This window comes from Paenibacillus eucommiae, from assembly GCF_017874215.1.
GTDB lineage: Bacteria > Bacillota > Bacilli > Paenibacillales > NBRC-103111 > Paenibacillus_AI > Paenibacillus_AI eucommiae.
This window is the reverse complement of sequence record NZ_JAGGLB010000023.1, coordinates 81,534-97,044: the sequence shown is the minus strand read 5'-3', so window position 1 is coordinate 97,044 and position 15,511 is coordinate 81,534. Positions and strand designations below refer to the sequence as shown.

Sequence of the window (15,511 nt, the reverse complement as noted above, 5' to 3'; positions counted from 1 at the left end):
AAATTTCTTTCAAGGGGCAGGCATTATTGAAGGTCTGCTTCCTTGAGAAGTCAGTTAGGGGATGAATCAGGTTGTCAATTATGACAGTAACGGGAAAAGTCAGCAAGGATACCCTCGGCTGGGTTCTGCCCCATGAACATGCTTTTATTGATTTAAGAAAATTAGTGCCTGCTCCGATCGGCATTGCACAGCAGAAGCTGGCCGGGGAACAAGTCAATATTCGTAATCTCGGCAAGCTGATGCGCAATCCGTATGCGGTGTTGGATAATGCGGTCATTGATGAAGAAGATGTAGTCAGGGATGAGTTATTAAAGTTTAAAAGAGCAGGCGGGAAGACATTCGTTGACCTTACTTTACGTGATATCGGGAGAGATCCGGTTTTATTGGCAGGATTGGCAAGGGAGCTGGAGCTGAACATTATCGCTGGCTGTGGATACTATGTACGCGGTTCCCATCCTCCAGATATGGATGCCTATACAGTCGAGAGCATAGCGGAAGAGCTGCTGCATGAAATTCATTATGGAATAGACGGAACAACGATTAAAGCAGGGGTAATCGGAGAAATCGGGACAAGTGAAATCATTGATCCGAATGAAAGAAAGGCGCTGGTTGCGGCTGCGATTGTGCAGAAGGAGACTGGGCTGGGCTTGCATGTGCATACGGACTTGTACAGTACGAATGGCTATGAAATTGTCGATCTTCTTACCGAAAATGGTGCTGCGGCTGAAAAAATATGCATTAACCACATCGATGTTGATATTCGGATGGCGTATATTAAAGATTTGCTGAACCTTGGCGTATATGTGGAGTTCGATAATTTTGGCAAGGAATTTTATGCGGATAAACGGGACCGCAGTGTGCTGCGCGGTATGTTTGCCCGGGATATCGACCGGGTCAGGGCGATCAAGCAACTGATCGACTGGGGCTTCCTGCAGCAAATCCTGGTTTCGACCGATGTCTGCCTGAAAACCTGTTTGCACCGCTATGGCGGCTGGGGATTTGACCATATGATCACCAATATTATACCGATGATGGAAGATGTGGGCATAACGCCCGAACAAATCGAAACACTGATGTGCCATAACCCGGCGACATTTATGGATGATGGCAAACAATGAGGGATGATGGAAGGCCGTCGATTAACACTGGCTTGTTAATCGGCAATCTGGATGGGGGTGTTGTATGAAACTGATCGATTGCAGCTGTTCGGTTGGTCTGAAAACGGTGAACTATGAAGTGGTGAACCATGAGCACTTCCTGGTGCAGGAGAAGGTGAAGCAGGCCAGCAATGCAGAGGCATTGCTGGAAGAGTTGGACTTCTGCGGCATTGCGGCTGCGGTGGTCGCCCACCAGGCGATGGCGGATGTTGATCCGGATTACGGCAACAAGGCGGTGCTTGTTGAAACCGCCAAAGCGCCAGGTCGCCTGTTGCCGTCATGGACGATTCTTCCGCCCATTACGGAAGGGCATTATGCGCCAGAGCAGCTGTTCCCTGCTATGAAGGCAAGCGGCGTACGGCTGCTTAGGGCTTATCCGCAGCGCAACCGCTATTTTCTAAGTGGGTTGGTGATGGGGGATTTGCTGCAGGCGATTTCGGATGCGAGGATTCCCCTATTTCTGTCGCCCAGTCAGGGCTGGGAAGACATTTATGCCTTGCTGCAGGAGTTCCCGGATTTAACCGTTATTTTATATAACTATGGGCTTTGGAGCCATGCGAGGTTCACGTTTCCTTTGTTGCGCAATTATCCGAATTTCTATATCGAAACAGGCGATATGCAGACAGCCGGGGAGATCAGGGAAATATGCAATCGCTTCGGGCACGAACGCTTGCTGTTTGGCTCGGATTTTCCCAGCAATGCCATCGGCGGTCCATTGGCGGCGCTGCTGGGCTCCGGCATTGGCAAGGAACAGCTGGAGGGCATTGCACACGGAAATCTGGAACGCTTGCTGGAGGAGGTGCGACTATGAGCTTGCAGGGTATGAAAAACCGCTCGAAGCTGGCGAGGGAGTTTGTGGAGCAAGGCAGGCTGTCCAGCATCCCGATTATCGACATGCATACGCATATGGGCGCCTTTTATGGTACGTATTTGCCGGAAGCGGGCCTGGAGACGATGCTGGACACGATGGACCGCGAACATATCGCGTGGATTATTTCCGCGCCGCATAGCGCACTGTTCGACCCGGTAGGCGGCAATACCGAGATTGTGGCTGCAATGGCGCAGCATCCGCAGCGTATCCGAGGTTATTATACCGTTAACCCGCATTATCTGGATGGGCTGGAGGAGGATTTGGCGGCGTTCGACCGCACCTACGGCTATGTAGGGTTCAAGCTGCTGCCGGACTATCACAAGTATCCCCTCACAGGGGATTGCTACCGCCGCATCTATGAATTTGCCAATGAACGGGGGCTGCTGCTTCTTTCCCATACATGGGGGCATAGCCTGTATAACCCGCCGCAAATGATCGCAGAACTGGCACATACATATCCGAATGTTCAGTTTTTACTTGGGCATTCGGCACCAGGGGAAACGGATTACGCGATCGCGCTTGCCAAGCGCCAGCCCAATGTGTATCTGGAGCTATGCGATACTGGGCGGCTTAACGGTATGGTCGGCAAGATGGTGCGGGAGGCTGGGTCGGAGAAAGTTATCTTCGGCACCGATTTTCCCTGGTACGATCCCCATTATATGCTGGGCAGTGTGCTATTCTCCGGCATTGCGGACGATGAGATGCGCAATATTCTTCATAACAATGCGGTGCGGCTCGTGGGCCGCATCAACAAATAGAACGGGACATAAGAGAGGAATGGCAAGGAATGACTGACATTATTGAATCATTTGAAACGGCAAAAGGAAATGTGTTTGGGGACTTACTGACGAACAAGGAAGCGGCGATGCCGCTGAAGGTCGGCTTGATGACGTTAGGATTTTTTGAATACTGGCGCATGTTCCCGGAATCCTTGAAGGCGAATGTAACGGCAGATATGGAAGTTGTTTATGAACAGCTGCAGGCAGCCATGCCGCAAGAAGAGGTCATCTGGCCCGGCATCATTGACACGCTGGATGCCGCTGAGGCGGCAGGCCGCCAGCTGGCAGAGGAACGCGTGGACCTGATCGTCTATGTCGCGGGGACGTATTGCCCGGACTATATGGCAATCCAGGCATTGGAGCATGTGCGCCATGTGCCTGTAGTTTTGTTCAACACTCAGCATACGAATAAAATCGACCTGCATACGAACTATGAGAATGTACTGCGCAATTCGGCCTTAATCGCCAACCTGCAATTAGCAGCCACCTTCCGCAAGATGGGCTGGTACCGCGACCTGAAGGTAGTCGTCGGATCGATCCGCGATGAAGCCGCTTATGGCGAGATGTCGGCGTATATTCGGGCCTACAAAGCTTTTACCCAGCTGAAAAAGACGAATATCGGCGTCGTTGGCCATGTGTTCCGTGGCATGTACGATTTCGAGTATGACAAGACGATGATCAAGGGGACTCTGGGGCCGAACATTATTGCGATCCAGGTCGGCCATCTGCTGGAGCAGTTCAACAATGCCTCGGAGGAAGATAGCCAGGCGGTTGCTGAAGCGACGAAAACGAGGTTCAATATCGTAGGCTTGGATGAAGCAGATATTGCCAAATCATCGCGCTTCTATGTAGCACTGCGCAACACGCTGCAGCGGTTCCGGCTCGACGCCTTGACCTTACTGGGCCAGCATTATGTTGAACAAAAGACGGGCACGACCTCCTATTTGGCCAATACGATGATGCACGAGGAAGGCAAGTATGTGGTGAACACCGAAGGCGACGTCCACGGCCTGATCATGATGGTGTTGATGCATATGCTTAATGGGAAGGTGCCGGCCTATGCCGAATGGGGTGAGTTTGACGAAGAGCTGAATGCCTTGCTGATGGTCCACCATGGCTTTGCGGACACGGCTTATGCCACAGACCGCAGCACGGTCAAGGTGAACCGGTCGCCTGAGCAATGGGGGCTGCAGGGGGCAGGGTTTGGCTTTGAGTACACCTTGAAGCCGGGGACGGTCACGATCAGCCACTTGATTATTGATGAAGAGGGCTACAAGATGCTGATTGTCAAAGGCGAAGCGTTGCATATCCCGCACAACATTCCGTGCGAAGAAATAACAGCGGTCATCCAGTTTGTTCCGCCGATCAAGCAGTTTTTGGCTGCGCTGATCAAGGAGGGCTTTGCCCACCATTGCATTATTGCCTATGGAGATTTAACGCAAGAACTGGCTTATGTCGCAGATTTCATGGGCATCCGCAAAGTGATGTACTAAAACGGGATGTGCGAAGCCATATGCCGAGCCACTATGAAGGAGGATTCAGATAGAATGATAAAAATTCCACGGGAAGAATACACGCTGCGGACTGAGAAGCTGCGGGCGCTGATGCGTGAGCAAGGCTTGCAGGCTTGCCTCGTTTACGGGGATGAGTACAGGAAAGAAAATTTGCGCTACATCGGCAACTATTGGCCGTTGTTTGAGCGTGGAGCGGCGATTGTGCCTCTGGAGGGAGAGCCGTTCATCATCGCTGCGCCTGAGGGCGAGATGTTTTGCCGCGAAATGAGCGCCTGGCCGGATGTACGCCTGCTGCCGGAATTCAACTGTGTAACGGTGCCTGATCAGATCGAATATCCGTATGCGAATTACACAAGCCTGGCTGCTATTTGCAAGGAGCTGCAAGCAGGCACAGCTTTGCGAACGCTGGGCATCGTCGGCCTGGATGCGATCCCTGTACCCTTAATGCAGGCGATTGAACGGGCCTTTAGTGGAGTCGCAATCGTGGATGCTGCAGGCTTGCTGTTCAAGCTGCGGATGTCCAAATCGGTACATGAAGTGGCTTGCCTGCAAGAGGCGGCGCGCATCGCTGATGCGGGCTACCGGCTTATGATTGAGCAGGTGCGGCCAGGCATGACGGAGCTGGAGCTGGCAGCTTTGGCCCAGGGAGAATGTACCAAGCAAGGAGCGGAGAGCATCCCGTTCTGCCTGTTGACCAGCGGGGAACGGGTCAACACGATTATCGGGCGGGCATCGCGGAAGGTCATAGAGGACGGGGATATGATTATGGCGGCGATCGCGGTCCAGGTGGAGGGCTATGTCACCACGCTGAACTTCCCGTTTGTCGCCGGAACTATCAGTGAAGAGCAGAAGGCCTTCATCGACATCCTTGTTGAAGCCGAGGATATTGCCCTGTCGAAGATCAAGGCTGGGGAGAAGCAAGGCGAAGTGGTCCGGGCTGTCAAAGGCTACTTCCGGGAGCAAGGGGTTACGCAATACGACCTGTACCCGCCCATGCATGGCTGCGGCTTGGCTGAGGCGGAATCTCCCTATCCGGACGAGCATTCGGAGGCGCTATTCGAAGCCGGCATGACCGTCAATACGGATGTCAGCCTGTTCGGGCACCCGCATGGCTCCAATCGGATCGAGGAAAGCTTGCTTGTGACGACGGATGGCTATGAATCGATGTCACCGCTCGTCAGGCATCTGAGCAAAACCTGGAAGGAAAAACGGATTATTTCGACTGAAATAGGAGGCTAAGATGAGTAAACAAGGGGCCAAACAGGGCGCAAAAAACTGGTATATTGTTGACGGCTACTTGCCTTATGCGGGAAAAGTGGAAGGCGAGCCCTTCGAAGGGCATGAAGCGGTGATGATCCTGAACTGCCACGATGAAGTGGCCGAAGTATTCATGGATATCTATTATGAGGACCGCGAGCCGGATGAGCAGATTCCGATTGTTGTAGCGGGAAAACGGGTGAAATGCCTGCGAATGGATCGCCCGGACGATATTGGCGGCATCCGGCTGGATCGGCAGCTCCAGTATTCATTGCGCTTCAGAAGCAATATTGAGGTCGTCATTCAGTACGGGCGCATGGATATTGCCCAGCCCAATCTGGCTTATATCGGCATGATGGGATATGCGGGAATATGAATATCCTGAAGCTGAAACGGCAGTTTCCTCTCCATTTGATGCTGGTTCCAGGCATTATTGTATTACTTATTTATTGCTACTATCCTATGGTAGGATCTGTGATCGCCTTTCAAAAGTTTATTCCGGTCAAGGGGTTGTTCGGATCGGATTGGATCGGGCTCGGCAATTTCCGTTATGTATTGCAGATGCCCGATATTTGGCAGGTGCTTTATAACACGGTTTATATTGCAACGATGAAAATTATACTGGGCCTGCTCGTGCCAATTGTGATAGCCATCCTGTTAAATGAACTGAAGATCATGTTTATCAAGCGTGGCGTTCAGACGCTGGTTTACTTGCCTCACTTTATGTCCTGGGTCATTCTGGGAGGCATATTGGTCGATATTTTATCTCCCTCCGAGGGAATTGTGAACCAACTGCTGCAGGCAACTGGATTGGACACTATTTTTTTCCTGGGAAGCAACAAGTGGTTTCCTTCTGTCCTGATCATATCGGATGTCTGGAAGGAATTCGGCTTTAGCACCATTGTCTTTCTCGCGGCTATAACCGGGATTAATCCCGCGCTGTATGAAGCGGCTATTGTCGATGGAGCAAACCATATCAGGCAAGTGTGGCATATCACGCTTCCTGGCATGGTGCCGATTATTGTCCTTATGGCAACCCTGAGCCTTGGTAATGTGCTGAACGCAGGGTTTGATCAAGTATTTAATTTGTATAGCCCTAGTGTATACCAAAGCGGTGATATCCTTGATACGCTGATCTACCGGATCGGATTGCTTGATGCACAGTTCGGAGTTGCCACGGCAATCGGATTGTTCAAGTCGGTGGTATCCTTTGGCCTGATTGTACTGTCTTATTTTCTTGCCTACCGGTTAATGAATTATCGTATTTTTTGATGAAAGGATGGGTTGATATGCTGCACCAAGTTTCTTTCGGTAGAAAAGTGTTTGTTGCAGGAAACTATCTCTTCCTCATCTCGCTTTCGCTGCTATGCCTGCTTCCTTTAATACAGGTGTTGGCGATTTCGTTCAGCTCCAGCTCAGCAGCATCTGCAGGACAGATCAATTTGCTTCCGGTCGATTTCACGTTGTCTTCTTACGCGTATATTTTGCAAAAAAAGGAGTTCATCGCTTCTTTTCTAATTACGCTCCAGCGATTTGGGCTTGGCTTTGTCATTAGTATGGGCTTGGCCATCTTGTCCGCCTATCCATTGTCCAAGGAGCAGCATGATTTGAAGGGCCGCAGCTTTTACGCCTGGTTTTTTGTGTTTACGATGTTGTTCAGTGGCGGGCTGATTCCAACGTATATGGTTGTGAGCAAGACCGGGTTGATCGACACGATTTGGGCGCTGGTCATTCCGGGGGCAGTGTCCGTGTTCAATGTGATTTTGTTGCTTAACTTTTTTCGGGGCTTGCCCAAAGAAGTGGAAGAATCGGCATTTATGGATGGTGCAGGGCATTGGACAGTATTGTGCCGTATGATTCTGCCGATGTCTCTGCCAGTGCTGGCAACTGTTGCGTTGTTTACAATGGTCTTTCATTGGAATTCATGGTTTGACGGTTTGATTTACATGAATTTCCCGCAAAACTATCCGCTATCCACTTATTTGCAATTGATGGTCATTAACAGCAATCCGATGAAGACAGATCCCAACAATTTAACCGGGATTATGGAGATTTCCGAGCGAACGACCCGTTCCGCCCAGATTTTTCTCGGCGCGCTGCCAATCTTGATTGTGTACCCATTTCTGCAACGGTTTTTTGTGAAGGGAATTGTACTTGGCAGCGTGAAGGGATGAGACGAATGAACGGGATAAAAGGGATAAAAGGGATACAAGGGATAAGAGGGATGAGAGGGTGAGTAAAATGAGTCGTGAGGCTAGCCGTGCAGGTACAGTAAACTATGAACGCTGGGTTTGGATCGAATTAATCGGCTTCGACAACCAGCAACCGGATTATGCCGTTCAGGCCTATCTGGATAGTGCGGGATTTATTCCGGACAGCGTCTCCCTGTTGTTCTACACGCCTGATTTTGTCCATGGGCACTCGGGGATGGAGGCGGAGTGGGGGCTGCCGATGGAGATGTGCTCCTACGGAGCGCGCCCGTATAACAAAGAGCGGGGAAGACAGCAATGGACCAATCTTGAATTACGGAATCTGGTGCGTGAACTGCAGAAGCATGGTATTGAAGTATACTGTGCGTTCTTTGATATTTTTCAGTTCGATGGTGAGAATGGCAGCGAGGAATTGAGCAAAAGCACATGGTGCGCTGCCCATCCCGAGCTGTACGAGATGCGCAAGACGGGGGAGCCATTCCCGGGCATTAATCCGCTGCGTCGCATGAAGGATGGCAGCTATTATGAAGATCAGTTTGTACCCGAGTTAATACAGGTGCTGGAAGACTACGGGTTCGACGGGTATCATGGCGCAGACGGATATACAAGCCCAAGGCTGAGCCTGGCAGAAACCGACTATTCCGATGATATGGTAGGGCAGTTTATACAATGGAGCGGCTTGGAGCTGCCTGATAATATGCAGGTTGCTTGCGATGGCGAACAGGGTGAAATGGAGCTGCGTGCGGACTGGATCTGGAGCAACAAGCGGATGGAATGGATCGAATTCCATGGCAGCAGATGGGCGCAGCTCTGGCACAAAATCATGGATGGGATACGCAAGGCCGGGAAAAAAGCGTATGTGAACACGGCCTGGACGAGAGAACCATTCGAAGCGTTGTATCGATATGGCGTCGATTACAAGCTGCTGGCTGATACAGGGATTGACGGCTTTATCGTTGAGACAGTGGGCGCCTCACTCTCGGCCGGTGCCGGGGAAACCGAATATGAACCGGGGACCGAGTTTATGGCGATGCTGCTGATGATCAAGGCCTATGTACCGGATACGAAGCTGATTTGCCTGAATGCGCTGGCGGATACGCATGAGCAGTGGGATGCAATCAGTCATGCGCCAACCGTGCTGGAGCGGGATATTCATACTTTAACGAATATGTACCTCATTGCAAATGATGGAGTGAAGCGCTGCGCAGCAGGGTTCATGGCTTGTCTTGGAGATGGAATTAGCGGTGAAGGCTGGAAGTGGATTACTACACGCTGGAATTTGGGGTTCGAAGCGCAGCCGTATCGAATTGCCGGAGCAGCACTGGTCTGGTCAGATGCGATGCTGCAGCCTTCCATGCGGGAATACGCGACGGACCGGACATGGCCTGTCCACAAGTATGCGAATGAGCTTTTATCACGGGGAGCACCGGTACATGCGGCAATCGGAATCAAGGAGGTCCCTTCCTTTACGGGTACGATTCTCGTCACGAATCTGCATGTGCTGCCTGATGATGAAATGCAAACCGTGCTCGCTTATCAGGGTGGAGCCGCAGTTTTCTTGGGAAGGATGACAGAACGGGTTGCAGTAGCGTTGGAGCAATTGGGCATTCATAGTGGGCATGATGAACACAAGTTATTTTGCCTGATCCGTCCTGCTGGCAGCCAAGCCGATGACATTCGCTATCTGGAAGATCAACTTTCAGAGGGGAACGAGTGGCAACAAGGGCAAGAACCAATTAGTGATGCGATTACTTGGGTGAAGAGCCTGCACTTTCGTCCGGTGGCAGAGCCGTTAATAAACCGTGTGGTTGAGGAAATCATCGCAGTTACCCATGCGCCAAAACTGTTGAAAAACGAAGCCTATATTCGTGTTGCTGCACTTGAAGTCGCTCCACAGCGTTACCGTCTCATACTGACGAATGTGCACATCAATTACAAATCCGCACATGTAGATATGGGCAGGCCTATTCAGCGGATCGAAGTGCTGACTGAATTTCCCGGTGTCCCCGTTAAACCGCGTGGATCTGAATTTAGTTTATATGTTCCGGGGCGCGGGGCAGTTATTGTAGAAGTTAGCTTGTAATACAGCTGGACAATGGGAGGAGGTGATTGATGCAACATGGCGGTTGCCAGGAAGCATTTGGCTGAGGTTTTGGAGAAATTACAATGAAGGAGCGGGTACTATGAAGATGATGAACATGATGAAAATGATGAATATCAGAACCGACAGAATCAAGTGGAATCGTTTAGTGTCAATGGCGATCATTGCTTGTATGCTGCTTATGCTGTTGCCGCCTGTACAGGCGGGCGCAGCAGGTGCGGGGACGCAAACTGCACAGGGCACATCGGACATTACAGAGCATTGGGCGCGAGATGTTATGCAAAAATGGATTGAAAGCGGTTTATTACAAGGGTACGATGATCAGAGCTATCGGCCGGACAGTTCGGTCACTCGTGCCCAATTTGCCGCATTCATCAACCGGGTATTTAACTTTCCTGGCACTTCAGGCAGTAGTAGTCCATTCTCGGATGTGCCAGCCGATGCCTGGTATGTGCAAGATGTTGCCAAACTGCATGCCTTCGAAATTATCAATGGTACCGGCAGTGGCAAGTTCTCGCCTGATACATCTATTTCCCGTCAGGACGCTGCGGTTATTGTTGCGCGCGCCTTTCAAGTAGGATCCGGCGCGGGAGCTGATGCAACGTTTGCGGATAGCCAGGATATTGCGGGTTATGCGGCGGCTGGAGTAGCAGCTTTGCAGGCCAAGGGATATCTGCAGGGGAGCGGAAACAATCGGTTTAATCCGCATAATAACACGACCCGTGCTGAAGTTGTGCAGATGATCCAGAATGTGATGGGCACGCTGGTGAACCAGCCTGGCAATTATGATGCAGATGTTGCCGGGAACCTGGTCGTCAACAGCACTGGGGTGAAATTAAGCAATCTGACGATCGCAGGCGATCTGTATATTACGCAAGGCGTAAATGACGGGGAAGTGCTGCTTGAAGGTGTCACTGTATTAGGTTCAACCTATATACTTGGTGGCGGCGACCCGGGAATTACGCTGCTGCATTCGACGTTGACCGGACCGACAAGGGTTGGCAAATGGAATAAGCATATTAAGCTTGCTGTCGGCGAAGGAACAGTTATTCAGGATTTGCAGATGGATTCCAGCGGCATAATTGAACTGGCAGCATCTGCAAAAGTGGTAACGCTTTCCTTTAATGCTCCTGCTTCTGTAATTGGCAAGGGCAAGATTGAAAAGGCGGTCTTTCATGTAAATGGCGCGGAGCTGGAGAATTGGCCTGTCCAAGTGCAGTTTGCAGCCGGTATAACGGCTACAATTGGCAATAAGCTGGTCGCCAAGGATACGCGGCAAGAGCAGCCAAAAGTTCCAGCGACAGGTACTGGTACTGGCAATGAAAGTGGAAACGGAAACGAAAACGGCAGCACGCCTACTCCTACGCCTACTCCTACGCCTACTCCTACGCCTACTCCTACTTCTAGCCCGAACCCAGGCACACCACCAGCAATAGTAAGCTCAGGTGCTGCCAATGCGGATATCTTTATCGGCGCGGAAGCGGATGAAATGCTGCTTTATGCAGCACGGGAGCTGCAGGACACAATCAAGCTGGTCAGCGGAGCTGAGCTGCCGATCTTCAAACGGGATTTGTCGGCAGCGGTCAGTGTCTTGTTTGCCAATGAAGAACTGTCATTGGCCAAAAGCGGGCACTACCCGCTCGAAGTGCACATTGTCAATAATCAGGCCAGTCCGGCCACAATTGCGCTGGTACAAACCGGCAGTAACGCCATTCCTGTCAATCTGCCTACGGAAGTGACAGTGGGCGGATATGAACGGAAAATTGTCCGTGGTTCTTTTCAAATTACAGATGCATTGCTTGATGGCAGTTATGTAATCGCGGTGCAGGCAAGCGCTGGTGGCGTTGCACTCCATACGCCTGAACTGGCTGTGCAATATACATCGAACCTGTTGGTCAATCCTGGGTTCGAGCAAACGAGCGGTACACTGCCGCAAGGCTGGTCTTCACCTGCTGCTGCAAGAGATGCTGCGGCAGCGAAATCCGGCAGTCATTCGATGCGGATCGATCTGGAGGGCAATTCGTATATGTTTGCCAGAAGTGAGCAGGAGCTGCATTTGGCGCCAGGCAAGCAATACAAGCTAAGCGCTTGGGTGAAGTCTGCAGGCGCCGGAACAATGAATGTGGAAATCCACGAGCGGCAGGCCAGTGGTGGCAGCAACCCTGTAACTGCCCGGGCAGAAAGTGCTTTAACATCGGAATGGAAACTGGTAGAACTGGACTATGCGCCTGATGCTGCTGCCCAGTACAATTTCAATAATGTCTATTTCTTTATGTCAGGTACGGACTCGATGTGGGTGGATGACATAAGGCTGATTGAAGTGGATGCCGAGCAAGGACCGGCTCCGGAGATTACAACGATCAGCTCCGGCAATTCCAGCGGCAAAGTGGAGATTGTGCTTGCTACCCCAGAGACTGAAACACAGCTCGCCAGCCTGTACACTGACGATCTCAGCTTTCTGGCCGGTTCCGACGGCTACGCCATTCGCGCCGTAGGCAGCCGCATTTACATCATTGGTGATGAATCGCGCGGCGTATTGAACGGCGTGTATGATTTCCTGGAAGAGAATGCAGATATCCTGTGGACCCGATCCATCTCGATCGGTACGCTCTATGACCCGCAGTCGACAATCCTCGCCGGGAAGGTTAATTATGCAGAGAAATCACCGTTTTTGCTGCGCGGCTGGCACACGACCGGTTCGGGCAAGTACGGGGAGTTCCATTCTGATCTGGATACCGAAAAGATGCTTGCTCGCAACAAACTGAATATTAAATTGGCGGAAATGGGCAATGTGCAGTATTGGAACAGGCATAACAGCGTAGGCATTACTCCGTTCTTACTGGGCCATAATCTTGACTCTTGGCTGCCGAACGATAAATATTTCGCCACGCATCCTGAATACTATAACGAGATTAATGGGGAATATGTACCCGTTACAGTGGATCAGTCACAGATTAACTTCTATCATCCGGATGTGCCGGGAGTGGTAGCAAGTGAAATCAGGGCGTTGCTCGCCGTTCAGCCGCTGGAATACGTGGGGGTAGGCATTATGGATAACCAGGTGTTCAGCCAAGGTGAACTTAGCAGCCTGCCATTCACTACACCTGCAGGGCTTGTAGTCCAGCCGGAAGATCCGGCTTATAAATCAACGGTTTTCTTCACCTTCCTGAATAAAGTAGCGGCTGAGCTGAAGCTGACGCATCCGGATGTGAAAATTACGACGTTCGCTTATTTCTTCACAGATACGCCTCCTAAGGTAGAACTGGAGGACAATATTGTCATCGTGATGGCGCCTGCTGCGGAGGATGTGCGCGCCCCGTTCAACACGACGGACCAAAGCAATTCCAATTATGGCTATAAGCTGAAGCTGGAAGCCTGGGCAGCCAAAACGTCAAATATTGTGATGTACAATTATTATGGCTGTTGTGCTACCCACGTGTATGAGCGTCCAATTGCAGACAAAGTGCAGGCGGATATGCAGTATTATCGCGATCTTGGCATTACTGGAGTCATGCCTGAAGGACAGGTTGACAACGGGGATATATGGGGCATCAACGCCTTGCAATACTGGCTCATCCACCAATTATACTGGGACCCGGATGCCGATCTGGATGCTTTGAAAGACAAGTTCTTGACCAAGGCCTACGGGGCAGCCGCTGAGGCGATGGGCACTTATTATGATCTTATTGAGCAAGGCTACAATTATGATCAGCAGCCTGTGAGTGTGTATTCCCGGGAAAGCCAGTATATCGGGCGCTATGTCATTGAGGCGGGTATCGCGGATGCTGCCCAGGCGGCACTGGATACGGCGTGGAATCTGGCGGATGCGGCGGCCAAGCAGCGTATTGCGCCGATTAAAACGACGTTTGAAACAATGGTATTTACAGTGGGGCAATTGCCTAACTTGTCAGCCACAGCCATCAAGACAGCTTTCAACAAAACAGACATTATGAACGCAACCGATTTCAGCGCAGGCCCTTGGGCTGAAGCGGTACCAATGAGCGATTTTCGCGAAATGGGTACGAAACTCCCGGTACCGGTAGAAACGAATGTGTACCTGCTTTGGGATGATGAAAACCTGTACGTCGGTTATGAAAACATGGACGATGATCTGGCAAGTATGGTAGTCAGTGAAAGTGCTCCTGGCGAATGGTGGAGCAGCGGAGCGGACGACTCGGTTGAAACCTATGTCACAGGAGACCGGGCTGGCACTTATTATGGCTTCTTCTCCAATCCGCAAGCAGTGAAATTCGAGTACAAATCGTTCCAGGATTCAACTTATAATGGAGAGTGGTATGCTGGGGCACATGTTGGCACTGATCGCTGGAATGCGATTCAAGTCATTCCTTTCGCCAGTATTGGCGTGAATCCAGCGGATACGAGTACACTCTATGGCTTCTTTTTCCGAAATTTCCATGGCAAAGAAAGATTTTTCACATGGGGTGGAGGCATGGTCTGGAACCCGGGCGATTTCTACCCCATCCATCTGGAGCAGTCAGGCAATCAGGCTAATCTGGTTGATAACCCCAGTTTTGAGCGTGGCAATGAAGGAAGTTTTGCAGCAGGATGGCTATCTTCCTCAACTGTCTGGGACGGAGGGGACAAATACGCAGGGACGCATTCTTTAAGATTGGATTTGAATGGGGCGCCCTACGTATATACCCGCGCCGACCAGGATCTGGAGCTTCAGCCTGGCAAGCGTTACAAGCTGAGTGCGCGGGTGAAAGGAGCCTCGACAGGATCAGTAAGCATGTCGCTTTATGGTGTTGGCACGGGTGGCGCAACGACTATGACCGCCAACGCGGATTTAACGGCCAATCATCAATGGCAAACGGTAGAATTGGAATATGAGCCTCCTACCAACGCGCCATACGATCACTACTGGGTATACATTTTCATGTCCGGCACCGATAAGTTATGGATCGATGACGTGAGTTTAGTAGAATTAACAGCCCCTGAAGCTGGCAATCTGCTGTACAATCCCGGGTTTGAGATTGCTACGCCGAGCAGCTTTCCGGACCGCTGGTTTGCACCGACTGGTGTATGGGATCATACAGTAGCGCACAGCGGCGGGCGTTCTCTGAAGCTTGAGCTGCAAGGGGGGGAATACACGCTGGCGAGGTCATTGCAGGATTTCCAGCTTGAGCCTGGCAAGCGGTATAAGCTGAGCGCCTGGGTCAAAGGGCTCTCGCCCGGGACGGCTAATGTGTCCATCTATGAGATGTTGGCGGGCGGTGGCAACAACCCGGTAACTGCGAATGCGGACGTTGCACTGAACGGTGAGTGGCAGCTGCTGGAACTGGAATATGCGCCAGACTTAAATGCAGTGTATGAGCATAACTGGATCTACTTGTTCATGTCCGGCACGGATACCATATGGGTAGATGATGTGTCGCTTGTCGAGTTGCCGGATGCTGAATAGTACACTGGCAAGACTATTTTAATTTAACAAAAATATAACCTCGTGGCTGCAGACTGCAGTTGCGAGGTTTTTTTTGTGGTGAGGACGGTGGCCAGAGCGGCTGCTTCGGTTTTCTAAATCAGGAGATGTTCATAGCGAAACACGTTATATTATAGTCATTAGAGTTTGTGGATAAAACCATAAAACAACCGAACGATTTG

At 51.1% G+C, this 15,511-nt stretch carries 10 protein-coding genes; all 10 read left to right on the top strand.

Annotated features, from left to right (window positions below; all coding sequences use genetic code 11):
- The first annotated feature begins 80 nt into the window (after positions 1–80).
- The 10 genes from J2Z66_RS27600 (at position 81) to J2Z66_RS27555 (ending at position 15,311) form a co-directional block, all read left to right on the top strand.
- On the top strand, positions 81–1,118 hold the full coding sequence (locus J2Z66_RS27600; protein WP_245375892.1) for a phosphotriesterase family protein: 1,038 nt from the start codon (positions 81–83) through the stop codon (positions 1,116–1,118).
- Positions 1,119–1,182: 64 nt separating this feature from the next.
- On the top strand, positions 1,183–1,968 hold the full coding sequence (locus tag J2Z66_RS27595; protein WP_209975970.1) for an amidohydrolase family protein: 786 nt from the start codon (positions 1,183–1,185) through the stop codon (positions 1,966–1,968).
- On the top strand, positions 1,965–2,786 hold the full coding sequence (locus J2Z66_RS27590; RefSeq protein WP_209975969.1) for an amidohydrolase family protein: 822 nt from the start codon (positions 1,965–1,967) through the stop codon (positions 2,784–2,786). The genes J2Z66_RS27595 and J2Z66_RS27590 overlap by 4 nt, the downstream gene beginning before the upstream one ends.
- A gap of 29 nt (positions 2,787–2,815) precedes the next feature.
- Positions 2,816–4,300: a hypothetical protein gene (locus J2Z66_RS27585; RefSeq protein WP_209975968.1), complete on the top strand. Its 1,485-nt coding sequence runs from the start codon at positions 2,816–2,818 to the stop codon at positions 4,298–4,300.
- A gap of 54 nt (positions 4,301–4,354) precedes the next feature.
- Positions 4,355–5,560, top strand: a complete 1,206-nt coding sequence (locus J2Z66_RS27580) for a M24 family metallopeptidase (protein WP_209975967.1) — start codon at positions 4,355–4,357, stop codon at positions 5,558–5,560.
- Position 5,561: 1 nt separating this feature from the next.
- The gene (locus tag J2Z66_RS27575; RefSeq protein ID WP_209975966.1) at positions 5,562–5,954 is read left to right on the top strand and encodes a sensory rhodopsin transducer; all 393 of its coding nucleotides are present in this window, start codon (positions 5,562–5,564) and stop codon (positions 5,952–5,954) included.
- Positions 5,951–6,850 (top strand): ABC transporter permease, encoded by a 900-nt coding sequence (locus tag J2Z66_RS27570; protein ID WP_209975965.1) that lies wholly within the window; start codon positions 5,951–5,953, stop codon positions 6,848–6,850. Before J2Z66_RS27575 ends, J2Z66_RS27570 begins: the two co-directional genes overlap by 4 nt.
- A 17-nt stretch (positions 6,851–6,867) precedes the next feature.
- Positions 6,868–7,752 (top strand): carbohydrate ABC transporter permease, encoded by an 885-nt coding sequence (locus J2Z66_RS27565; RefSeq protein WP_209975964.1) that lies wholly within the window; start codon positions 6,868–6,870, stop codon positions 7,750–7,752.
- 58 nt (positions 7,753–7,810) lie between these two features.
- The gene (locus J2Z66_RS27560) at positions 7,811–9,871 is read left to right on the top strand and encodes a hypothetical protein (RefSeq protein ID WP_209975963.1); all 2,061 of its coding nucleotides are present in this window, start codon (positions 7,811–7,813) and stop codon (positions 9,869–9,871) included.
- A 100-nt stretch (positions 9,872–9,971) separates the two neighbouring features.
- Complete coding sequence (locus J2Z66_RS27555) at positions 9,972–15,311, top strand: DUF4838 domain-containing protein (RefSeq protein WP_209975962.1); 5,340 nt, start codon at positions 9,972–9,974, stop codon at positions 15,309–15,311.
- Positions 15,312–15,511: the final 200 nt, after the last annotated feature.